The following is a 22,384-nucleotide window of genomic DNA, read 5'->3' on the forward strand; positions in this document are numbered from 1 at the left end:
CAGGCCATGGCGAACGTAGGACCGAAACCGGAAGATCTGCCGGCCCCCGCACCATCCACCGTCACCCCCGATGTCATTCGTCGCTTTCGCGGCGAGTTGAATCGTGGCGAAGACGTCATCGACCCGATGACGTTCGCGGGGTCGCTGCCACAGGATCGCGGGATCGCCCCGCGCATCCGCATCGGGCATTCGAAGTGGTTCAACCTGCTCTGGCTGATCCCCATCGGGTTCGTGCTGCTCATAATCGGTGTGGCGGTCGCGCAGGGGCTGCGCAACATCCCTGCCGTGCAATCGTTCATGAGCGACTACCCCGGCACCTCCACGATGCCGGACGGCGCGCCCGTCGGCTTCCCCGCCTGGATCGGCTGGCAGCACTTCCTCAACGCCTTCTTCATGATCTTCATCATTCGCTCGGGCGCCCAGATTCTCACCGACCACCCGCGCCTCTACTGGACCAGGCACTCGACCCCCGGCAAAGACTGGTTCCGCGTGCAGCGGCCGGTGCCGGAAGACCCGCTGTGGACCGCCAAGAAGGATTCGATCAGCCTTCCCCACCAGGTGGGCCTGCCCGGCATGCGCCACTCCATCGGCCTCGCCCGCTGGTGGCACCTCGGCGTCGACACGCTCTGGCTGGCCAACGGCATCATCTTCTACATCCTGCTTTTCATCACAGGCCAATGGATGCGGCTCATCCCGCTCAACTGGGACGTGTTCCCGAATGCCATCTCGGTCGCCATCCAGTACCTCTCGCTCAACTGGCCGACCGAGACCGGCTGGACCGAGTACAACGCGCTCCAGCTGCTCGCCTACTTCATCACGGTGTTCATCGCCGCGCCGCTCGCGCTCATCACGGGCCTCGGCATGTCGCCGGCGCTCTCGACCCGGTTCCACGTCATCAGCTCGCGCTTCAGCATCCAGGTGGCGCGCTCGCTGCACTTCCTGGTGCTGTGCTGGTTCCTGCTGTTCATCGTCGTGCACGTCACCCTGGTGCTGTGCACCGGGGCCCTGCGCAACCTCAACCACATGTACGCGGGGCGCAACGACGAGAGCTGGATCGGCTTCTGGATCTTCGCCCTCTCGCTCGTGGTGATGATCGTCGGGTGGGTCGCGGCGACGCCGTTCACCATCCGGCATCCGCGCGTGGTGCAGCGTGTCGGCTACTCGCTCATCGGTCCGGCCCAGCGCCTGTTCGAGCACGTCGACACGCGGCCTGGCCAGTACACCGAGAAGGACATCTCGCCCTACCTGTGGCACAACGGGCAGTACCCGCAGTCCGACGAGTACAAGCGGCTCTTCGACACGAACTTCGCCGACTACCGCCTGCACATCGGCGGCCTGGTCGAGCACCCGGTCGAGCTGGACCTCACGCAGCTGCGCTCCATGGCGTACCACGAGCAGATCACCCAGCACTTCTGCATTCAGGGCTGGTCGGGCGTTGCGAAGTGGGGCGGCGTCTCGATGCAGACCATCCTCGACCTCGTGAAGCCGACCCCCGACGCCAAGTGGGTGGTCTTCTACTCGTTCGGCGAGGGGCCGGACGAGGGCATCTATTACGACGCGCACCCCATCGAGCAGATGGGATACGCCCTCACCATGCTCGCCTACGACATGAACGGCGAGTCGCTCAGCTACGGTCACGGCGCCCCGTTGCGTCTGCGCAATGAGGTGCAGCTCGGCTTCAAGATGGTCAAGTGGATCAAGGGCATCGAGTTCGTGCACGACTTCGCCGAGGTCGGCGGCGGCTTCGGCGGCTACAACGAAGACCACGAGTTCTTCGGCTATCGGCAGTCGATCTGAGGCGATCATCGTGTCCGTAACCGTTCTCGACCGCGGGGCCGCCCCCGTGCTCGACCGCCTGCGCCGGCCCCTTCGCGACCTGCGCATCTCGGTCACGGACCGCTGCAACTTCCGCTGCGTCTACTGCATGCCCAAAGAGATCTTCGGGCGCGACTACGCGTTCCTCCCGCGCGAACAGCTGCTCAGCTTCGAAGAGATCACCCGCCTCGCCCGCGTGGCCGTCGCCAACGGCGTCGAGAAGATCAGACTCACGGGCGGCGAACCGCTGCTGCGCAAGGGCATCGAGGAATTGATACGGATGCTGGCCGCGCTGCGCACGCCCAGTGGCGCGGCGATCGACCTTGCGCTCACTACCAACGGTTCGGCCCTCGCCCACCTGGCCCCTGCCCTCGCTGAGGCAGGACTCGACCGCGTCACGGTCTCGCTCGACTCACTCGACGACGCCACATTCCAGGCCATGAACGACGTGCGGTTTCCCGTCGGGCGCGTGCTCGAGGGCATCGACGCGGCCGCTGCCGTCGGCCTCGGCCCCGTCAAGATCAACATGGTCGTCAAGCGTGGGTACAACGACCACGACATCGTGTCGATGGCCCGGCACTTCAAGGGCACCGGCCACATTCTGCGTTTCATCGAGTTCATGGATGTCGGCTCGACCAATGGCTGGCGTCTCGACGAGGTGGTGCCGAGTGACGAGGTGATCGCCCGCATCGCTGCCGAGTTGCCGCTCGAGCCGATCGCTGCGAACTACCCGGGCGAGGTCGCCGGCCGCTACCGGTACCGTGACGGCGGTGGCGAGATCGGCGTCATCTCGAGCGTCACGCACGCGTTCTGCGGGGCGTGCACGCGCGCCCGCGTCTCCGTCGAGGGCCAGCTCTTCACGTGCCTCTTCGCGACGCGAGGCCACGATCTGCGTGCGCTCATGCGCGGCGGCGGCACCGACGACGAACTCGCAGAGGCGCTGACGGGAGTGTGGCGGTCGCGAGACGACCACTACTCACAGACGCGCTCGGCGCACACGGCCATACCCGACGCATCCGCCCGTGAGCGCCGCGTGGAGATGTCGTACATCGGCGGCTAGGGTGGGCGCATGAACGTGAGGGTGCGGTATTTCGCAGCGGCTGCTGAGGCGGCGGGCCGTGAGGAGGAGAGCCTCGACGTCGCCGAGCCCGCGACGCTCGGCGCACTGCGTGCCGTGCTCGAGGAGCGCTACGGCGAGCCGATGCGGCGCGTGCTCGCGAGCGGCTCGTTCCTCGTCGACAAGGTGGTGCGTCGGGATGCCGCGCACCCACTTGCCGAGCGCGTCGACGTGCTGCCCCCGTTCGCCGGCGGCTGAGCCGGCGCATCCGCTTGCCCTGCTCTCTACTCTCTCTGCCCCGCTCGCGAGCGCTCGCTCTCGTGGTCGATTCCCAAAACAGGAAGATCTGCACGGTTGCGCGTGAAAGCAGGAGAAATTGCGCCTCGTCAGCGCGCCTTTCCTGCCTTGGTCGCGCTACAGCGGCAGTGACGCGCCCAGCGAGATGTTGTAGACCGTCGCGATCATCAGGTACATGAGCCACAGCCCCGTCACGATGTGCCAGAAGCCGAGCGCACGCTCGCCGAAGCCGACACCGATCGCGGCGAAGAAGTCAGACGCGTAGACGAGCGCCAGACCGATGAACAGCAGACCGACGGGCCAGTCGCCGACGGTGAAGAACACAGCCGCCCCAAGAACCGACAGTATGAAGAACGCCACGCACATGCCGGCGTTGGGTCGCGGATCGTGCATGCGCAGCCGGTTATAGCCGATGGCGAACCAGTGGATGCCGTATGCCGAGAACGCAAGCGCTGCCATGTAGAGGGGCGCTTCCTTGAATACCTGGAACCAGGTGAGGCCGACGAAGAGGATAGATCCGGCAACGAACTGGCAGAATCCAGGAAGCCAGATCCCCCAAACGCCAGTGCTGCCATCGACGCGCTCGTCGCGCTTTGGCCAGCCGAACAACTCCTGTGGGCCATAAATGAGGTAGCCCGTGCCGAGGCCGAAGAAGCCAAGGGCCAAGGGCACGAAAGGTGAGACTGCGAACGACATGATCCGCCTCCAACGCATCATTGCGGTTTCGGCCCATACATTAGGCCGATTTCCGAACGTCAGCAAGTGCCTGCTGATCGCTGCCTGAACGCGAGCGGAAGGCAAACCGTGTATGCGCCGAATTCTAATCGTGGGTCGGGTGTCAATATTGGGTGAGGGGGCGCCAGGAAGGTCAGTAACCGGCGCCCCCTCTGGCATCGTCAGCCGAGGGGGAATCTCGGCGAATCCTCCTGGAGGTCGGCGACGAGCCGGCTTATGCGGGCACTATGACGTCGTTTAAGCTCGTGCATGGTGAGGGGGCGCCGTGAGCGATAAGAGACGGCGCCCCCTCTGGTTCCGGTCACAGCGCAGGTGACACGTTCCTGCGGATGGAGCGCGACGGGAACCGTCTGATGGAGCGCGGCGAATCGGCGACTCCACGTTGGGAGAACGAAAAGGCCAAGAGCCCTGAAGCTAAATGATGCCCGTCTCAGCGACATGACGATGCTGGGCGACGCACTTTGCACAGCGGTAACCATGGCGGTCCTATCTCTGGGCAGCAAAAACTGAGAGACAGGGACCGTTGTCGACGATGTCGAGGTTGTTCGCGGCGAGCCCCACCGCCGCTGCACCTAAGGTGCCTTCGCAAGTGTGTCAGATCTTCGCGCCTTTGGGAATAGGGCGCCTGATTTAGCTCTGTCCTGCGCCGGGAGCTTGCTGATCGGTTTCCGCAATTCCGTTATGTGGTTTCCCAGGAAAGTTTCGTCCCGTGAGGCACTGGTGATACAGGAATGATTGCGATCGGTCGATGCTGTCGATGCGCCGAGTGCACGGCCACTGATCCCGCGAAAAACTCGTGCGCGCCTGCCCGAATCCCGGGAAGCCTCGTGCCAACGACGATAAGACACGCGCCAAGCTCATTGGCAAGGTGGGCCAGCGCGCGTGCCGGATCTCCCACGAGTTGTCGAAGTGCGCGATGCACTTCGCTTCGACTCAACAGGTGGATCAGGTGGTCAGCAAAATCCTCCTATCTGAAGCATCATGAATGTGATGCGAGATAGGGACTGTTGTCGGCAAGCCAGGTTTGTCACGGTGAGCCCCACCGCCGTAGCACCGCTGCTGCTCTCAAGTCTGGCAGATACGTCACGAAATGTGTTGACGGGATGAAAACGATAAAGCAGTCTTGATACCGCAGGCGCGATGAAGCTCGCGATTGCTCCAACGCATTGTGCATGTGGCTGGTGGCTTCTACCCATTGGTTGTATAACGACAACGCGAGGTAGAGAGCCATGACGATCGACTCGACGCGATCGACCATGGGCGGTTTGAACGAGTACCAGGCGCGCCGCCTGGACCTGGCCGCCGGGCCATTTTGTGTGGGCGGATCAGGATGTCGTCGCGTTCCTGGACGCGCATCCACACTCGGGCGGTCATGCACTCGTTATTCCGCACATCGCGTGGTGCCAACGGGTCCTGTCCGATGAAACGTGACATTCCTGGCTGGGCTGCGCCATTGACGTTGTCCCGAAAGAGTCACGAGGCCGAGGATGACGACACACCATACCGGTTGCGGGTTGCCACCATTCAGTTTGACAGTGCCGAGGATGTTCTGATGCAGGTCCTCAACGACACCCATCGATCAGCGGCAGCGAAGCCGGTGTCAGGAATCGCCGACTCCCCGGCAGAACAATAGCGGCTGGCAAGCCGACTCGTCATCCGCGCGGCTTCTGATCCACAGCTAGAACGCTCCACACCCCGCCGACGCGGACGAGGTCGTTCCAGCTTCCGGTGGGGACCTCGAGACCGGTTTTCGTGGAATCCAGTTCGGCGATCAATGGGCGGATCACCGCATCATGAGTGACGACAATCACGGGGTCTCCCTCCGGGCCGTCGAGGAGAGCATCGAGCTCCGGTCGTGCACGCGCGAGGACATCCTCGAGCGGTTCGACTCCGGGTGCGTCATCCACGGTTCCCCACTGCGCAATGACTTCGGCCTTGATGTTCCCGGTTTGGGGGCCGTAGTCACGGTCATTAAAGCGCTCATCCACAGAACACCCCACGCCGGCGGCTTCGGCGATGATGCCGGCGGTACGAGCGGCCCGTGCCAATGGACTCGACACCACACGCACGGGTCCTTTGGCTGCGAGGACGCCTGCAAGTGCTTTCGCTTCGGCGAGCCCGATCCCGTCGAGTGGCGGGTTCGCGAGCCCGCGGAGTCGTCCCTCCGCATTCAGCGCGGTTTGCCCGTGGCGGACGAGGTATACGTGTTGCGCTCGGTTCGTATCCTGTGTCATTGCTCGATCCTCTCCTGCCGCGGCGGAACCGCAGCGTCACGGCTTTCGTGCTGCGTTGTCATCGTTCGACCTAGCTTCGGATCAGCTTGCGGTGACTGGCTTGGGCGGGGTGGCCCAGGTCGCCTCCGAGGCGCTCGGTTCGATTCCGCTCGTAGTCAGCGAAGTTGCCTTCGAACCAGAACCATCGGGCTGGATCACGCTCGGATCCCTCCCACGCAAGGATGTGGGTCGCCACCCGGTCCAGGAACCAGCGGTCGTGCGCGGTGAGGGCGACGCAGCCAGGAAAATCGAGCAGGGCGCTTTCGAGAGACGCGAGAGCCTCGGTGTCGAGGTCGTTCGTCGGCTCGTCCAGGAGGAGAACGTTTCCACCCTGTTTGAGAGTGAGCGCCAGATTGAGGCGGTTCTGCTCACCACCGGAGAAGAGGCGAACGGGCTTCTGCTGGGTCGCCCCTTTGAATCCGAAAGCAGCGACGTAGGCACGGGAGGGAATCTCGACACGCCCGACGGTAATGAAGTCTTGCCCCTCAGACACAAGCTCCCATGCGCTCTTGTCCGAGTCCATTCCCGACCTGGCCTGGTCGACGTAAGAGATCGTGACAGTATCGCCTATGCGAATCGCACCCGAATCGGGGCTTTCTTCGCCGACGAGCATCTCGAACAGGGTGGTCTTGCCGACGCCGTTCGGGCCGAGAACGCCAACGATGCCGTTGCGAGGCAGCGAGAAGGACAGGCCGTGGATCAGAGTGCGATCGCCGAATCCCTTCGTCACGTCGATAGCGTCGATGACCCGTGTGCCGAGTCGAGGACCAGGCGGGATCTGTATCTCTTCGAAGTCGAGCTTTTCGTATCTTCTCGGCCGCAGAAGCCATCTCCTCGTACCGGGCAAGCCGGGCAGCCGATCTACTCTGCCGCGCGTTCGCACTCGACCGCACCCACTCGAGTTCTTCTCTCAATCGTCGTTGCTGCTTCGCGTCCTTCTTCCCTTCGACGGACAGCCGATCCTGCTTGGTCTCAAGGTACGTGAAGTAGTTGCCCTGATGAGGATATGCATGACCGCGATCGAGTTCGAGAATCCACTCAGCCACGTTGTTCAGGAAGTAACGATCGTGTGTGACGGCGATGACGGTGCCGGGATAGGCCTTCAAGTGTTGTTCGAGCCACGCCACGCTGTCAGCGTCGAGGTGGTTCGTCGGTTCGTCCAGCAGGAGGAGATCGGGCTGCTGCAGGAGAAGTCGACACAGCGCAACCCGCCGCCGTTCGCCACCGGACAAGCTAGCGACGTAGGTCTCTGACGGCGGGCAACGCAATGCATCCATTGCCTGCTCCAGCCTCGAATCGATGTCCCAGGCCTCTCGACGATCCAACTCCTGCTGCAGCTCACCCAGCTCGTCGAGGAGCTCATCGGAGTAGTCGTCGCTCATTTCGGCAGTGACCTCCGTGAAGCGCGTAAGAAGGCGCTTCGTTTCCGAAATCCCCACCTCGACGTTGCGGAGGACAGTCTCGGTCTCATCCAGTTGCGGCTCCTGAAAGAGAATTCCGACCGTTGTATCCGGCGCCGTCATCGCCTCGCCAGTGGTCGGCCTTTCAAGCCCGGCAATGACATTGAGCGTAGTCGACTTCCCTGAGCCGTTGGGGCCGATGACGCCGATCTTCGCACCGGGCAGAAAAGACAGGGTGACGTCATCGAGGATGACTTTGTCACCGCGGTTCACGCGAACCCGGTTGAGCTGAGAGATCCAACGTGATGAGACCATTTTCACACCCCACCTTCGACGCGTGCGCGTCTTTCAAGATAGGGACCGTTGGCGATCTGTCATCGCGTCTGGCCGGTGAGCCCCTCCACCACTGCCGTTGTAACGACAGTACTCCGCAGTCGAGCGGTTAAGCTGATCCGAAGGCGATGGATCCCGCCGGAACGGTTCCCGTTCGAACTGCCACATGCTGATGGTTCCTAACCGTTCTGAACCGGAGGTAGGTCCACATGCCGATAAGACGACTCGCCATGGACGTCGACAAGGTCGTCGATCGACCCGACATGATCACCTTGGCGAGAGCGCTCGAGGCCGTAGCCGGCGTCGATGCAGTAAACGTCACCGTGACGGAAATTGACATCGAAACGGTCGGGACAGATGTCACTGTCGAGGGAAACGACATCGATACCGATGCCCTCTTTGCGGCCATCGAGTCAGTTGGCGCTGTCCTTCACAGCGTTGACGAGGTTGTAGCGGGAGATCACATCGTCGAGCGTGTCAGCCGAATTCGGTAGAACCGGTGAGGTGGCTCCCCGCGGCTCGCGCGCTCCCGATGCTTCCGCTCGTTCTTGGTGTCACCGACGGCATCCTGAACGCCTTGACGCTTTCTGCTGGAGCGATCGTGCGAGGGGGTGGGGAGGGGATAACAGTCCTGCTCGCCCTGCGTGTGGGAATAGCGGCGCTCGTCACGGCCGCATTCACAATGTTCGTTGCTGATTATGCTGAGCGGCGCTCGAGCCTGGTGCGCGCGTCTCGTCAGTTGAACTTGACCCAGCCCGGGCGCCTGGCAGCTACTCAGTTGGGAAGGCAGGCATTCAGGGAATCCGCCTTCGCCATGTCTGTGGCAGCTGCAGCAAGCCTCCTTGGAGCGGCGCTTCCGCTGTTCGTCGGCGCCGTACTGCCCGGACCTTCATGGATCGTGCTCGTGCTGACCGTCGGCGCGCTTGGCGCTCTCGGCTGGACGCTGGGGGGACTTATGGTCGCTCGTCGTGCAAGATGGGCAATCGCCATGCTGGTCGGCGGCGTCATCGTCACCGTGATCGGGGTGTGGCTCGACATCACATGATCAGTCAGGGACGAGAAGGCCTCGTGGGAACCTGCCTTCACGAGGTGACCGGATAATTTGCCATACTGGCTACAGCGTTGGAAGGCGCGACGGCGGTGGGGCCCACCGTGAACAACTTCGGCGAATGCCGACAACGGTCCCTATCTCGTGACATGACCATGTCACAGAAGAGATAGGAGAACCCGTGGCACACCCTCTCGAGACGGAAGCCCGCGATGGCAATCTCGTATTCGTGAGGCACGGAGAGAGCAGTGCCAACGCTGCCGGTCTCTTCACCGGTGTTCTCGACGTTCCACTGACCGCGCGCGGAGAACAGGAGGCGCGGGAAGCGGCACGGCTTCTTCGCGAAGGCGGGCTTGTTCCGTCGCTCGCCTTCACCTCCGAACTCTCCCGAAGCAGGGAGACAGCGCGCATCATCCTGTCCGAGCTCTCTGTGAGCGACGGTGATCGCGTGCCCGACTGGCGATTGAACGAGCGCAACTACGGAGCTCTCACCGGCCGATCGAAGGCGGAGGTGCTTCGGCGCTATGGGCCGGACAGATTCACGCATTGGCGACGATCGGTAAGCGGCGAACCGCCGCCTCTGAGCGACGAGGATTTCAGGTCACTCGCTCAGTCGGAGCCCTTTCGCCGGCTGCCGCCAGAGGCGCTTACCCGTACCGAATCGTTGCGCGCCGTGATCACGCGCGTCGGCCGATTCTGGCGAGAGCGTCTACGCCCTTCGCTTGCGGAGCATCCGCTCGTGCTGGTTGTGGCGCACGGCAACTCCCTGCGCGCCCTCTGTGGAGTCGTCGACGCGCTGTCGGTCGCCGAGCTGAAAGCGCTCAACATCCCCACCGGACAGCCATTGGTATACCGGCTCGGAACGGACGGGCGGCCGGCAATCCGTGGCGGTCGCTACCTCGATGAACCCGCTGCGCTCGCGGCAGCACTCGAAATCGCACACACAGGAGGAACGTAATGAACGAATACATCAGCCATCCCGAATCCGTCTCCGCCCCCGCAGGCGAGTACGTGAGTCATCCGTCGGGGCATGCGCTGCACATCGTGGGCGTCACCGCACGGCAGATCCTCGACTCGCGCGGCTTCCCCACGGTTTCCGTCTCGCTGCGCCTCGATGACGGCATCGTCGTCGAGGCGTCGTCGCCGTCCGGTGCGTCGACCGGTGAGCACGAAGCGGTCGAACTGCGCGACGGTGGGGCCGCCTATTCAGGCAAGGCCGTCGGCAAGGCGGTCGCGTCGGTGACCGGTGAATTGGCGCGATTGCTCACGAGCAGGCCGTGGCGCGGCATCTCCGAGCTGGATTCAGCGATGCGCGATCTCGATGGCACGGAGGGGTATGCGCGACTCGGAGCGAATGCCGTCGTCGCTGTCTCCATCGCCGCCAGCCGTGCCTTCGCACACAATGCCCAACTACCGCTTCACGAATGGATCTCGATGGCGACCGGCTGCTCCGCGTCGATGCCGGTGCCGCACTTCAATGTGCTCAACGGCGGCGCGCACGCGGCCAATGATCTCGACTTCCAGGAATTCATGATCGCGCCGGTCGGCGCAGGGGGCGAGCAGAATGCTGTCGAGATCGGAGCGGATGTGTACCACGCTCTGGCGAAGCTCGTCACCTCCCGATTCGGTACGGCGGGCCTCGGCGACGAGGGCGGTTTCGCGCCTCCGATTGCCGATCCCCGGCAGGCGTTGGACCTCCTCGTCGAGGCCATCGGCGACGCCGGCTACTCGGCGGCGGTCGGCGGCGTGGCGATCGCGATGGACCCCGCGGCGAACGGCTTCTACGTCGGCGATGGTGTGTACCGGGTTGCGGGTGCGGAGCGCAGCCGCGAACAGCTGTCGGCATACTACGAAGCGCTTCTGGATCAGTACCCGATCCGCAGCATCGAGGACGGATTCGCCGAGGACGATCACGAGGGCTGGCAGGGGCTGTACGAGAAAGTCTCGGATCGCGTTCAGCTCGTCGGTGACGACATCTTCGTGACTGACGCCGAGCGAATCCGTGACGGTTCACGCAATCGATACGCTAACGCGGCACTCATCAAGCCAAATCAGATTGGCACCGTCTCGCAGACCTTCGATGCGATTGCGGCGGCGCGCGAGTGCGGCATGCATGCCATGATCTCGCATCGATCGGGCGAGACTCTCGACACGTTTATCGCCGATCTCGCCGTCGGCACGGGGGTCGGCCAGATCAAGACCGGTGCGCCTGCACGAGGGGAGCGGGTTGGCAAATACAACCGGCTCATGGAGATCGAGCTCGAGCGACCTGGAACCCGCTTCGGTCTGGGCTGAGCCGGCCCGGCATCGGCAAACGCCGAACGTCACCCGCCGCCGAGCGCGGTGACGACGGCGACGACCGCGACGAGAGCGACCAGCATGTACGCCATGTAGGCGTCGAGCCGACCCGACTGCAGCCTCTTGGCGGCATGCACGGTCGAGCGGGCGAGTGGGATCAGCGGTCGGTAGACATATCGTTCGACGACGTCGGCGACATCGACCACATAACCGAGTCGCGCTTCTCGGGCGCCAGGAGCGTTCGTGATTGTCACATCGGCCTGCTCCTCACTGCGCAGCTCATGACGCGTGCGCAGAAGCGCGGCGAGAACCTTGCGGATGGCGTGTGCGTAGCCGAACGACGTGTACCCGCGCACTCCAGGGACCCCGCGCGATGCAGAGGTCCAGGGCGGAACCCTTCGCACGGCGAAGAACCTTCTGCCAGAGAAGAGGAGCGTCATCGCCATGAGTAGGGCGATGAACGAGGGCAGCACGATCCATAGGAGGGTGGGCGAGAGCGCGGAGAAGCCGGGGTATACCGGCTGCAGAATCCACTGTCCCGCATCGGCGGAGAACGCCGCTCCGCCGACGATTGGCCTCACGCCTTCGGCGATCATGTCCACCTCGAGCGGCGCCAGGAGCGCAGTGCCGAGGCACGCGGCACCGAGAACGAGCATTGCCGCCGCGGGAAGAACTTGTGGAGCGTGCGTGGAGGGCGCCGCGAGAGGTGTAGAGGGCCTGCCGAACACGGTGAGTGCGACGAGCCGCACGAAGGCGATGCCGGCGACGCCGATCGTGAGCGCCACGAGCACCGCCGCGACCGCAGTGCTCAGCTCGAGCGCCAGGTTGTGCAGTCGAAACTGCTGCATCAGGGCCTCGAGGGTCAGCCACTCCGATGCGAAACCCGCAGTGAGCGGTAGGCCGGCGAGAGTGAATGACCCGACAGCGAGTCCGACTCCGGCGGCAGGTCTGACGAAGATCACTCCCCGCAGCCGGTCGAGGTCGGTCGTGCCGAGAGTGTCTTCGATGTCCGACGCGGCGGTGAAGAGCAGCGACTTTCCGAGCGCGTGCGCGCATACCTGAGCCGTCGCGGCGACGAGACCGGCTGCCGTCATCATTTTCTCATCGGTCGCAGCACCGACAAGAGCGACGCCGTAGCCCGAGAGGATGAGTCCCGCATTCTCGACACTCGACCAGCCGATGAGCTCCAGGAGCTTGGCGTGCACGGCGGCGTGACTGATGCCGAGGATGGCGCTGACACCCGCCACCACGAGAACAACTGCAGCGAGCCAGGGCGCGGGAGCCCCGACCACATCGAGAGTGCGCCAGAGCCCGTAGAACGCCACATTCACGGCAACCCCGGCGAGCACCGCGCGCGCCGGTCCGGGCGTCGCGGCGTAAGCCGGGGGCAGCCACAGGTGGAGAGGAACCAGGCCTGCTTTCGCGACGAAGGCGAAGACGAGAAGCGCATAGGCGAGATCTCTCGGCCAGCCGTGTGTGCCGTCGGCGAGGCCTTGCAGGGCGAAGGTGTGGGACTGCGCGGCAAGGATCAGCCCTCCGAGCAGGAGGGCCGCCCCGCTGACCTTGCTGAAACCGATCGCAAGCAGCGAGGCAGCGCCTCTGCCGGGGCGGTCGCGGTCGTAGCCGACCAGAAGGTAGAACGAGAATCCGAGTCCCTCCCACGCGGCGAGAAGGAGGAAGAGATTGTCTGCGCAGATCACAATCGCGGTGCACAGGAGCACGAGGGCGACCGCCGAGGCCATACGTGGGCGTCTTTCGTGCCCTGAAGCGAGTGCTGCGACAACGACGGGCAGGGCGACCGCGAACGTGATCACGAGGAAGACGCCCGAGAGCCGGTCGACCCGGAGCCCGAGCTCGCCGAGATCGTCGTTTACCAACTGCGCATACTGAGAAGCGCCTGCGAGGGCCCGTGCGCCGGCGATCGCGAGGATGCCGCTGCCTGCCGCACAGAGAAGCCAGGTGACGATCACAGTTGGCCGCATCTCTCGGCTTGTCCATCTCGATCGGCGTCCCACCCTCGCGGGCGCCTGGCCGGCGAACCAGCCGACGATGACGCCAAGAGCCACCGCTGCGATGCCGATGAGCGCCATCATGTTCGGCCTCTCCGCTCACGGCGACGGGAAGGCAGACGGTCGATCGCGGTGAGAATCCCTTCCATGAGAGCGAAAGGCGACGCCGGAGCGCCGGGTACCCATACATCCACGTCGATGATCGATCCAGCACCGAACCCGCCGGTGTAGCCGCTTCGCCCCATGAGCCCACCGCTGACCGCGTCTGCGCCGGCCGCGATGACGACGACCGGCTCCGGCATGGCCTCCCGTGTGCGTCTGAGCGGCTCCGTCATGCCTGCTGCACCGATGCCGGTGACGAGCAGGATGTCGGCGTGTCTCGGGCTTGCAGTGAAGAAGATCCCCAGACGGTGCACGTCGTAGACCGGGTTGGCGAGCGCTTGCACCTCCCACTCGTCCGACCCGTCGGATCCGGCATCGACATGCCGGATGAACACCGAGCGGCCCAGATTTCGTACCTTGCCGGCAAGCGTTTCGCGCAGGTGCTTGAGATCGTCCGCCTGCTCCGCGCCGGTCGAGATCAAAGCTGCGGCCTCGGAGGCGACTCGTGTCGTTCCCGTCTCCCACTCGAAGGTATCCGGGAAGAGACGCACGCATCGTCCGCATAGCACGCATCGGCCACGGTCGAGGGTCACGCTCGTCTCGCCGTTCTGCGACGCGACGGCGATGGCGCCGGTAGGACAAAGGGCGGCGGCCGTCTCCTTCTCGTCGTCTGCGAGCGCCGGCGCATCTGAACGCAGACGGGCGCTCGTGGCAAATTCATCGTAATAGCCGTCTTTCTGCGCCGGCCACCGCGTTGTGAGGCGCCCGTCGCGCATCCCTCGTGTAACCCAGGCCATCTACATCGCCACCCCTGCGTATCCCGTTCCGAAGCTCGCCTCGATGAAGGCGAAGTCGGTGAAAACGTCGCCGCGGAACACCTCGTGGAACGCGGCGAGGTTGTGCAACGACGCTGAGCGCGCAAAGCATCGACGGATGATCGAATCCTGCACTGTGACGGCGTACAGCACCTCGCCCTGCGGTGCCTCCGACCATCCGATGCCGAATGCTTCGCCCTCGGGAAGATCGATCGTCGCGCACATGCTGTCATCCGGTTCCCGATCGAGCCGCTGCAGAGCAGCGAGCACGAGAACGGCGGACTGGTCGATCTCACGCCAGCGAACGAGCATCCGGGCCTGCACATCGCCCGCGTCGAGTATCGGGGGAGCGGTCGCCAACGGTAGTTCCGCGTAGGCGTCGGTCGGTCGTCGCCAGCGGCAGTCATCCTCGAGCCTGCTCGCGCGGCCCACAGGCCCGAGCGACGCCCACTCGGCAGCCCTGTCGTGCGGCAATATGCCGGTCCCCCGCAGCCGATCGAGGAATGACGGCGTCTTCATGGCGAGAGCTGCATCGCGCCTGACGCGCTCGTGAATGGCGCGAAGGGCGCGGGCCGCGGCGGCAAGATCGAGAGACGGCATGCCGGCGACGCCGCCCGGGACGACGGCCGATCGACCGAATCGGTTGCCGCAGAGCTCTGAGACCAGGCGCATGACGGACTCCTTGTGCCATGCGAAGCGGCTCGTGGCGACGGCGAGACCGGCCGCCTCGGCGAGTCTCATGGCGACGTCGAGGTGGTTCGCCATGCGTTCCAGCTCGGCGTAGACGACCCTCAGAAGTCTCGCCTTCGGCGGAACGACCGCTCCGCTCATCGCCTCTACCGCGTGTGAGTACGCCAGTGCGTGGGCCACGGATGCGATGCCTTCAACACGTTCCGCGATGAGAACACCGTCGTCGATGCTCCTGCCCTCGAATCGCTTCGCTACACCTCGGTGCTTGTAATGAGGCCGAATGTTGAGATGCGGAATATCCTCGCCGGGGGTCTCGATGAGGAACTCCACCGACTCGAACACGCCGGAACGAACGGGGCCGAGCGGGATGGTGAACATGCCCCTCCCGTGCACGTCGACCGGTCCCGGCGGTGTGCGCAGGGACACACTCGTTGAGGAGTGCGCACGCCCCGGATGCGGGCGTCCGTATTCCCCGTCGATGAGCACCAGGAGCGGGTCGAGCCGCGGATGCCCGTCCGCGACGACACCGGAGAGATCGTGGGCGGCACGCTCGTACCAGAAGGCGGCGAGCACATGCGGCGTCAGTGACGGGAAATGCAGCTCACCGTGAGCATCAGGGGTGACGAGCGTTCGAAGAACGGTGAACCGATCCGTGTCCGCGAGGAGCGCCGTGAGTTCGCAGCCGTCTCTTCTCGCCGTGCCGTACAGCCCTGCGAATCGGCTCCCGTCGCGCACGAGGGCGTTGACCTGGCTTGTGAATGCAGCGGGATCCGTCGCCGTGCTCGTGCGCACGCTCTGCGGGGCACTCATGGCAGCTCGCTCATTTCCGCTGCGCCCTGGTGCAGCAGGTCGACGAGGTCGGCGGGAGGGTGCACGCCGATCAGGAGCACGGCGGAGAGAGCGATGGCCATTGGCAGCACCATCCAGCCACTTGGCTCGCGTCGGGTCGGCGACCATTCCTTCGACGACGGCTCGAAGAGGATGCGCGTGGTCGTCAACGCGAGACCGAAGAATGCGATTGTGACGAGCACGACACAGACGGCCGCCGCGATACCCGAGCCCGAGAAGATGCCGCCCGCCACGATGTCGAACTCGCTCCTGAAAACACCGAACGGCGGGAGGGCGCAGAGAGTGAAGATGGCGATGAGGAACAGAGGCGCCGTCCATCGCAGTCTGCCCATGGCTTCTCGCATGCCGTCGAGCTCCTTCGTGCCGAACGCCTGCGTCAGCACGCCCGCGCCCATGAAGGCGGCGCCCTTCGCCGCTGCGTGCGCCAGCACGTGCAGCAGCATGCCGATCATCGCGATGGGCGCGCCGAAGCTCAATGCGATGGCGAGAATGCCCATGTGCTCGACGCTGGAGTATGCGAGCATCCGCTTGATGTTGCGCTGGCCGAAGAGATAGAGCGCGGCGAGGAGCACGGAGAGCACGCCGAATACGAGCATCACAGTGCGGGGCAGCTGAGGCCCGATGGCCGCCACCGCCACTTGGAAATAGCGGATGATGGCGTAGAAGCTCGTGGCGAGAAGCGCCCCCGAAAGCAGCACCGAGATTGGCGTCGGTGCCTCCGCGTGGGCGTCGGGAAGCCAGGTGTGCACGGGGAAGAGCCCCACCTTGGTGCCGAAGCCGACGACGGCGAGCACGAACGCCAGTTGCACCGGAACGACCGGCAAATGGTGCGCCGCATGCAGGAGCGGCTCGAACGCGAGATCGTACGAATTTCCGATCGTCTGCGCGCCGGCGTAGTACAGCAGGATGGTCGCGAAGAGGGCGATGCCGAGACCCGAGGAAGCGATCAGCACGTATTTCCAGGCCGCCTCGGTGGCGTGGTCGGTTCGATCAAGCGCGACGAGCAGTGCCGAGACGACCGTCGTGATCTCGATGGCGACCCAGAGCACCGCGAACCCGTCGACGAGCGGGGCGCAGAGCATGGACCACGCGAAGGCGTTGAAGCCCAGATAGAAGAGCCTGCTGTAGCGGTTGAAAGGCTCGGCCGTTCCTACGCCGGCGGCACGGACGGCCCGCGTGCGGTGCGAGAAGTAGCCGACGGAGTAGATGGAGCACAGGGCGTAGAGGAATGATGTGGCGAGCACGAAGACCATCGAGATCGCATCCGCCCGAAGATACCCAGCGACATGAATCGTGCCGCGAAGCACCTCGGGCACCAGCAGAAGCGCGAGGGCAAACGAGACCACGCCGACGACCACTGTCCCGCTCGCCGCGGCGCGTCGAGGCAGGAACGCCGAGGCCAGCGTCATGGCAAGTGGGAGAGCGAGGATCGCGACGATCAGCATCTTCAGCCTCTTAACCGGTCGAGGTTCGCCGTGGAGAGAGACTGCGATTGGCCGTGGTGCACGCGCATGAGCACGCCGAAGACGATGACCGCGACAAGGAGGTCGAAGAGGAAGGCGACCTCGAGGATGAGGGGCATTCCGGCCGCCACCACGAGGCTCGCCATGGAGATGCCGTTCTCCAGCGAGAAGAAGCCGACCGCCTGGCTCACCACGTCACGGCGCAGAATCATAAGCACGAATGCGACCAGCACGACGGCCGCCGAAAGGCTCAGCGCCGTGGTGGGCAACGCGCTCGAGGTGATGCCGAGTGAGGCGAACGAGAAGTATCCGAACGCCGCGACGACGATCGAGAGGACCACCTCGCTCGCGACGCCGAGAGCGCCACTTCCCGCTATGTCGGCGTGCGCGTCACGGAGCAGCCGCAACACCACCATCGGCACGATCACCGCCTTCAGCAGAAATGACAGGGCAGCGAGAGCGAAGAGCTCGGGAATGCCCCGGCCCCCGGCTACGACACCCGCCAGCACGCTCACGGCGAGGGATTGCACCGCGTAGAGCTGGATCTGGGCGCGGAGGAGGGCGGCACGAAGCATCCCGAACTCAAGCAGGAGAACGATGACCGCGATCGTATTCGCGGAACCGTCGAAGACGTTCGGCGCACCGGCCGCCAGGTGGAACATGGTTAACCTCCTCCGAGATAGAGCGTGAATATGGCGAGCACCGCCAAGAGGAACGCCGCCGAGACGAACTCCGTGATCTTGAAGAGACGCAGCTTCGCGAAGGTGTTGTCGATGACGGCGACGATGATGCCGAGTGCGAGGGCTTTGACGAAGAGTGAGACCATCGCGAGCGCGACGGCGTCCAGTCGGCCGCTCGTCGCCAATCCCCACGGAGCGGCGAAGACGTTGATGAAGAGTGTGTAGAACACGAACTGCTTTGCCGAAGAGCCCCACGTCAGCAGAGCCATGTAGGGACCGGAGTGCTCGAACGTGCGCGCATGTTCGATCATGCCGAGTTCGAGCGTTCCCGAATGCGTCTCCACGGGGATGCGCGCCGTCTCGAACAGGATCACCATGAACAGCGCAGCGGCCGCGAGCAGGTGGGCTGGGCGAACGATCTGCTCGGGACCGCTCATCACCGTTCCTGCGAGAGCGTAGGGAAGGTCGGTGGCGGTGAGCAGGCCGACCGAGAAGACCACGAGCAGAACGACCGGCTCCGTGATGGCGCCGAACGTCCTCGACCGGCTCGACCCGAGCTGCGCGTACGCGTCACCTGTTTCGGCCGACGCGATCGCGACGATAAAGCTCGCGAGTCCCAGGACGATACCGCCGCCGAGGATGTCGCCCATGTTGCCGAGTGGCAGCGGAAACGTCGTGAGAACCGGGATAAGGAGTGGCACGGCCAGGTAGCACGCGAAGGAGATGAGCGGGGCCGCGAGGAAGAATGCGCTCGCTCCTTCGGGAGCCAACGACTCTTTATGGAAGTACTTGGCCAGATCGTAGTACGGCTGCAGGATGCGCGGACCACGCCTGCCTTGAAGCCGGCCTTCGACCTGAGCTATGACGCCGCTGATGGCCGGAGCGCCCACCATGATGGTGAGTACCTGCAGTGCCTGGATCAGGGGAAGTGGCAGCGTGATCATGCGGTCGTCCGACCGCTCGCGCCGAGGAAGGGCACGCGAAAAGCGACAGATCTTTCCCACCGAGGTCTGCCCATGCCTGTGCCTTATCGGTCACAGGGGCTATCAGCAGGTTTGCGGTTCGGACATCGTCCAGGCGAGCTCCATCGCCGAGCCTCAGTAGACCACGAGCCGCTTCTGCTGGTCAAGCATGGGCGCAGGCGTGTCGCAGTGGCCGCGACGATCGAGAGCAACATCCATGCAGCGGCGTAGATGAAGCATGCGGCGGGAGAGACGACGGTGAAGAGGATGCCGCCGACGAGCGTTGCGGTGAGGTCGCCGCCGGCCTGCACGAGCCCGAGAGCGCCGAAGCCGGTGCCCCGCAGACGGTCGGGGAGCGAACGGGCAATCAGCGCGGACTCCGCGGTCTCGGCCAGGCCGATGCCGCACCCACTGAGCACGAAGAACAGCAGCAGGGGTGCCCACGAAGCGGCGCCCGCAGCGAATCCGAGATAGCCGACGAGATACGCCGCGGCACCGAGTGCCAGCGCGACGCGAGGCCCCGCCCGGTCAACGAGTGAGCCGGCGCCCAGCGACACGACAGCGGCGACGGCATTGTGCGCGGCGTACAGGGCGGTAGTGGCCGCGACGGCCGCTGCTGGAGTCAATCCCGCGTGCAGCATCTCCGTGCTGCTGCGAAGAATCAGCAATGTCGCGGCAAGATTGCCGCCCTCGAACAGCGCCACGGGCACGAGGGCGCGTGCCACACCGGTGCCACGAAGCGATCGATAACGGGTGAGCAGGGCAGCGCCTCTCCGGGGCCGTCCGCGTCGTGGGCCGGTCGGGCGCCCGCTCGCGCTCACGCTGTCGTTGGCCATCGCACCTCTTCTCGCGGCGGCAGCCTCGCGAGCCGCGAAGGTGATTGCCGCGGCCGCCAGCAGGCCGGGAATGAGCGCGAACCAGATGGTGGGCCGGATGCCGATGAGCCCCACAAGCAGACCGGCCAGGAGCGGGCCGACGACCGCGCCGAGATTGTCCCCCGCGCGCTCGAGGCCGAACGCGCGGCCAAGCGCACGTCGCGGCGCAAGGGAGGCCAGCATGCTGTCCCTCGCCGGAGAACGAAGGCCTCGCGCGGCCCACGCGGCGCCCCGTAGCGCGCCGACCTGCCACACCGCGGTGGTCACGCCGATGCCCGCCGTGCACAGCGCGGTCACGAGGTAGCCGCCGCTCGCGAGCCTCCCTCTGCGAACAGGTTCATCGGCCAGCGGCCCGCCGACGAGCTTCGTCACGCCGGTGAGAGCGTCGCTGATCCCCTCGATAACGCCGAGCGCCGCCGCCGATCCGCCGAGAGCGGCCGTCACGAAACTCGGCAGGATCGCGGTAACCATCTCGTGTCCGGCGTCCGAGAGCAGGCTCGTCAGACCTACGCTGCCGACGCCGGATGTGAGCCATCTCTCGTGCTGCGGCCCTCGACGAGGTGCGCAGCGGCCGAAGCCGGCCATGCCGCGTCAGCTCTCGTAGGTGTCGGCGGTACGGAAGTCGTGCACCGCCTGGGCAACGATACGTTCCGCCTCAGCACGATCGCCGAAACCGTGAACGGTCACGAACTTGCCCGGCTCGAGATCCTTGTAGTGCGCGAAGAAGTGCTGCAGCTTGTCTCGAAAGTGCTGCGGCACGTCGTCGATATCTGTGACGCCGCTCCACCTCACATCCTCGGCGGGTACGGCGATGATCTTCGCGTCGTCGCCGTGCTCGTCCTCCATGCGGAAGACACCAACGGGTCGCGCCGCGATCACGACGCCGGGGAACGTCGGCTCGTCGAGAAGCACGAGCGCGTCGAGAGGGTCGTCGTCCTTTCCGAGCGTGCCCTCGATGAATCCGTAATCGGCCGGGTATGCCATGGATGTGAAGAGCATTCGGTCGAGCCGCATACGGCCGGTCGCGTGGTCGACCTCATACTTGTTGCGGCATCCTGCCGGGATCTCGACGACCACGTCGACGTGCGGTGTGGGCATGATGGTTCCTCCGTTCGGTACGAGCAGAGGAGTCATCAGCGAATGATCGCGGTTCGGATGCAGCATCCAGGCGGAACCCATCGCCCTGCGCTCAACATACCGCTGACCGCATGCCCTGCCGCAAAAAACGGCCCCATTGAGCCGCCTGTGCGCCCCGCACGCGGCGTGCATTTGCGTGCAGAAGCGTCCCCTTACCAAAGGCTAATGAGCTAGCCTTTGGTAAGGTAGCATCGTGATAACGAATCGACCGTATGCTGACAGGCGCCAGCCGAGCGATTGGCCGGGGGTCGGATACGAGAGCTGGCCGTGGGCGCGTAGCGACGACGAGGCCGCTTCCCGTCGAGACCTGCTTCGGGCTCGCGGCGATTACCAGGCTGCCGTTCCGCCCCTCATCGCTCGTCTCCCTGTCAGTCTCGGGTCCGAGACCACAGCATTGGCCGACGACGCGAGCCAGGAGCTCGCTCGGTTCGACGCGGAGGCAGGAACGATCACCGCCCCGTTTGCATCCATCCTGCTTCGCACAGAATCAGCATCCAGCTCTGAGGTGGAGAACCTCACCTCGAGCGCGAAACAGCTTGCCCTCGCCGAACTTGGTCATTCGAGGTCGGCGAATGCGCGCCTGGTCGTTGCGAACGTGCATGCGATGAAAGCCGCCATCGAGCTCTCCGACCGTCTCGACGAGGGCTCCATCCTCGCCATGCACGATGCATTGCTGCGCGACTCCGCGCCCGAATACGCGGGGCGCTGGCGCGATGAGCAGGTGTGGATCGGCGGCGGGAGCATCTCGCCTCACGCCGCGATGTTTGTGCCGCCCCACCACGAGCGCGTCCCCGGCCTCATGGCGGACGTGGTCTCCTTCGCCACACGCACGGACGTGCCTGTGCTCACTCAGGCGGCAATCGCGCACGCACAATTCGAGACCATCCATCCCTTCCCTGATGGCAACGGCCGGACTGGGCGCGCACTCCTCCAAGGCATGCTTCGCCACGGCCGACTGACCCGCAACGTCACCGTTCCTGTCTCGGCGGGGCTCCTGCATGACCTCGACGCCTACTTCGACGCGTTGAACGAATACCGGGCGGGGCGCCCGGACGCCATCGTCGCCGCCGTGGCCGAAGCCTCCTTCGCCGCCGTGAGGAACAGCCGAGCGCTCGTGAACGAGATCCGAGAAGTCGCTGATCGTTGGGGCGGCCAGGTCACGGCCAGAAGCGACTCATCGGTGCACCGAGTCAAGGAATACCTGCTGCATCAACCGGTCGTGAACGCAAGGACCGTCGCGGTCCAGTTGCAGATCAGCGAAGTTGCGGCGCAGAACGCGATCGACCGGCTGGTCGACGCGGGGGTCCTCGCAACCGCCAGCGTTGGCCGCCGCAACCGCATCTGGCAGGCACCGGATATCCTCGCCGCTCTCGACGCCTTCGGCGCACGCGCCAGGCGCCGCCGCGGCTGAGACGTCGCTTGCGGGTACCGCGCGAGAGGGGCAGACTGAAGACGGCGATGAGGCTCGCCACAACCGCGATGACTCGCTAATGGCCTCTACCTTCCGCACTGCATGCTGCAGTGCCACGAAGTAGAGAGGCGAGCC

At 64.9% G+C, this 22,384-nt stretch carries 19 protein-coding genes, 2 pseudogenes and 3 riboswitches; of the genes and pseudogenes, 9 read left to right on the forward strand and 12 right to left on the reverse strand.

Going from position 1 to position 22,384, the window contains the following annotated elements; genetic code table 11:
- The first annotated feature begins 6 nt into the window (after positions 1-6).
- The 3 genes from OSC27_RS01040 to OSC27_RS01050 are packed head-to-tail and all read left to right on the forward strand — an operon-like array spanning position 7 to position 3,130.
- Positions 7-1,797 (forward strand): molybdopterin-dependent oxidoreductase, encoded by a 1,791-nt coding sequence (locus OSC27_RS01040; protein WP_267179558.1) that lies wholly within the window; start codon positions 7-9, stop codon positions 1,795-1,797.
- 10 nt (positions 1,798-1,807) lie between these two features.
- The gene (moaA, locus tag OSC27_RS01045; RefSeq protein WP_267179559.1) at positions 1,808-2,875 is read left to right on the forward strand and encodes a GTP 3',8-cyclase MoaA; all 1,068 of its coding nucleotides are present in this window, start codon (positions 1,808-1,810) and stop codon (positions 2,873-2,875) included.
- 9 nt (positions 2,876-2,884) lie between these two features.
- Positions 2,885-3,130, forward strand: a complete 246-nt coding sequence (locus OSC27_RS01050; RefSeq protein ID WP_267179560.1) for a MoaD/ThiS family protein — start codon at positions 2,885-2,887, stop codon at positions 3,128-3,130.
- A gap of 156 nt (positions 3,131-3,286) precedes the next feature.
- On the opposite strand, the gene OSC27_RS01055 is transcribed toward OSC27_RS01050, so the two are convergent.
- Both OSC27_RS01055 and OSC27_RS01060 read right to left on the reverse strand, forming a co-directional pair.
- Entirely contained in the window at positions 3,287-3,841 is a 555-nt protein-coding gene (locus OSC27_RS01055) for a hypothetical protein (protein ID WP_267179561.1), read from the reverse strand.
- A gap of 742 nt (positions 3,842-4,583) precedes the next feature.
- Positions 4,584-4,826 carry a universal stress protein gene (locus OSC27_RS01060; protein ID WP_267179562.1) on the reverse strand — a complete coding sequence of 81 codons (243 nt, stop codon included), beginning with the start codon at positions 4,824-4,826 and terminating at the stop codon, positions 4,584-4,586.
- 392 nt (positions 4,827-5,218) lie between these two features.
- Between OSC27_RS01060 and OSC27_RS14480 the strand changes: the two genes are divergently transcribed.
- Positions 5,219-5,335, forward strand: a complete 117-nt coding sequence (locus tag OSC27_RS14480) for a hypothetical protein (RefSeq protein ID WP_416348793.1) — start codon at positions 5,219-5,221, stop codon at positions 5,333-5,335.
- A 221-nt stretch (positions 5,336-5,556) separates the two neighbouring features.
- On the opposite strand, the gene OSC27_RS01065 is transcribed toward OSC27_RS14480, so the two are convergent.
- Positions 5,557-6,138 carry a histidine phosphatase family protein gene (locus OSC27_RS01065; protein ID WP_267179563.1) on the reverse strand — a complete coding sequence of 194 codons (582 nt, stop codon included), beginning with the start codon at positions 6,136-6,138 and terminating at the stop codon, positions 5,557-5,559.
- A 70-nt stretch (positions 6,139-6,208) separates the two neighbouring features.
- Positions 6,209-7,892 (reverse strand): annotated as a pseudogene (gene ettA / locus OSC27_RS01070) (energy-dependent translational throttle protein EttA).
- Between the two features lie 133 nt (positions 7,893-8,025).
- A riboswitch (Fluoride riboswitch) is annotated at positions 8,026-8,099 on the forward strand.
- Positions 8,100-8,119: 20 nt separating this feature from the next.
- Here ettA and OSC27_RS01075 point away from each other — a divergent pair.
- From OSC27_RS01075 to eno, 4 genes are all read left to right on the forward strand, one after another.
- Positions 8,120-8,404, forward strand: coding sequence for a DUF211 domain-containing protein (locus OSC27_RS01075; RefSeq protein WP_267179564.1), 285 nt, complete (start codon positions 8,120-8,122; stop codon positions 8,402-8,404).
- A gap of 320 nt (positions 8,405-8,724) precedes the next feature.
- A complete protein-coding gene (locus tag OSC27_RS01080) occupies positions 8,725-8,955 on the forward strand; it encodes a hypothetical protein (protein ID WP_267179565.1) in 231 nt (76 codons plus the stop codon).
- A 184-nt stretch (positions 8,956-9,139) separates the two neighbouring features.
- Entirely contained in the window at positions 9,140-9,916 is a 777-nt protein-coding gene (locus OSC27_RS01085) for a 2,3-bisphosphoglycerate-dependent phosphoglycerate mutase (RefSeq protein WP_267179566.1), read from the forward strand.
- Complete coding sequence (gene eno, locus OSC27_RS01090) at positions 9,916-11,253, forward strand: phosphopyruvate hydratase (protein ID WP_267179567.1); 1,338 nt, start codon at positions 9,916-9,918, stop codon at positions 11,251-11,253. The genes OSC27_RS01085 and eno overlap by 1 nt, the downstream gene beginning before the upstream one ends.
- Before the next feature lie 29 nt (positions 11,254-11,282).
- Here the strand turns inward: eno and OSC27_RS01095 are convergent, their stop codons facing one another.
- The 8 genes and pseudogenes from OSC27_RS01095 to OSC27_RS01125 all read right to left on the reverse strand — a co-directional run bounded on the left by OSC27_RS01095 (position 11,283) and on the right by OSC27_RS01125 (position 20,799).
- On the reverse strand, positions 11,283-13,349 hold the full coding sequence (locus OSC27_RS01095) for a proton-conducting transporter membrane subunit (protein WP_267179568.1): 2,067 nt from the start codon (positions 13,347-13,349) through the stop codon (positions 11,283-11,285).
- On the reverse strand, positions 13,346-14,164 hold the full coding sequence (locus OSC27_RS01100) for a hypothetical protein (RefSeq protein ID WP_267179569.1): 819 nt from the start codon (positions 14,162-14,164) through the stop codon (positions 13,346-13,348). The genes OSC27_RS01095 and OSC27_RS01100 overlap by 4 nt, the downstream gene beginning before the upstream one ends.
- Entirely contained in the window at positions 14,165-15,682 is a 1,518-nt protein-coding gene (locus OSC27_RS01105) for an NADH-quinone oxidoreductase subunit C (RefSeq protein WP_267179570.1), read from the reverse strand.
- Positions 15,679-17,166, reverse strand: a complete 1,488-nt coding sequence (locus tag OSC27_RS01110) for a proton-conducting transporter membrane subunit (protein ID WP_267179571.1) — start codon at positions 17,164-17,166, stop codon at positions 15,679-15,681. The genes OSC27_RS01105 and OSC27_RS01110 overlap by 4 nt, the downstream gene beginning before the upstream one ends.
- A 2-nt stretch (positions 17,167-17,168) precedes the next feature.
- Entirely contained in the window at positions 17,169-17,846 is a 678-nt protein-coding gene (locus tag OSC27_RS01115) for a hypothetical protein (protein ID WP_267179572.1), read from the reverse strand.
- Positions 17,847-17,848: 2 nt separating this feature from the next.
- A complete protein-coding gene (locus OSC27_RS01120) occupies positions 17,849-18,808 on the reverse strand; it encodes a respiratory chain complex I subunit 1 family protein (protein ID WP_267179573.1) in 960 nt (319 codons plus the stop codon).
- 86 nt (positions 18,809-18,894) lie between these two features.
- Positions 18,895-18,965: riboswitch (Fluoride riboswitch) on the reverse strand.
- 55 nt (positions 18,966-19,020) lie between these two features.
- Positions 19,021-20,286 (reverse strand): annotated as a pseudogene (locus tag OSC27_RS14485) (MFS transporter); the annotation flags it as partial.
- Between the two features lie 6 nt (positions 20,287-20,292).
- Positions 20,293-20,799, reverse strand: a complete 507-nt coding sequence (locus OSC27_RS01125; protein WP_267179574.1) for an inorganic diphosphatase — start codon at positions 20,797-20,799, stop codon at positions 20,293-20,295.
- Between the two features lie 433 nt (positions 20,800-21,232).
- Between OSC27_RS01125 and OSC27_RS01130 the strand changes: the two genes are divergently transcribed.
- Complete coding sequence (locus OSC27_RS01130; RefSeq protein WP_267179575.1) at positions 21,233-22,249, forward strand: Fic family protein; 1,017 nt, start codon at positions 21,233-21,235, stop codon at positions 22,247-22,249.
- A 34-nt stretch (positions 22,250-22,283) separates the two neighbouring features.
- A riboswitch (Fluoride riboswitch) is annotated at positions 22,284-22,345 on the forward strand.
- Positions 22,346-22,384 lie beyond the last annotated feature (39 nt).

The organism is Microbacterium sp. STN6 (assembly GCF_026410545.1).
Classification (GTDB): Bacteria; Actinomycetota; Actinomycetes; order Actinomycetales; family Microbacteriaceae; genus Root112D2.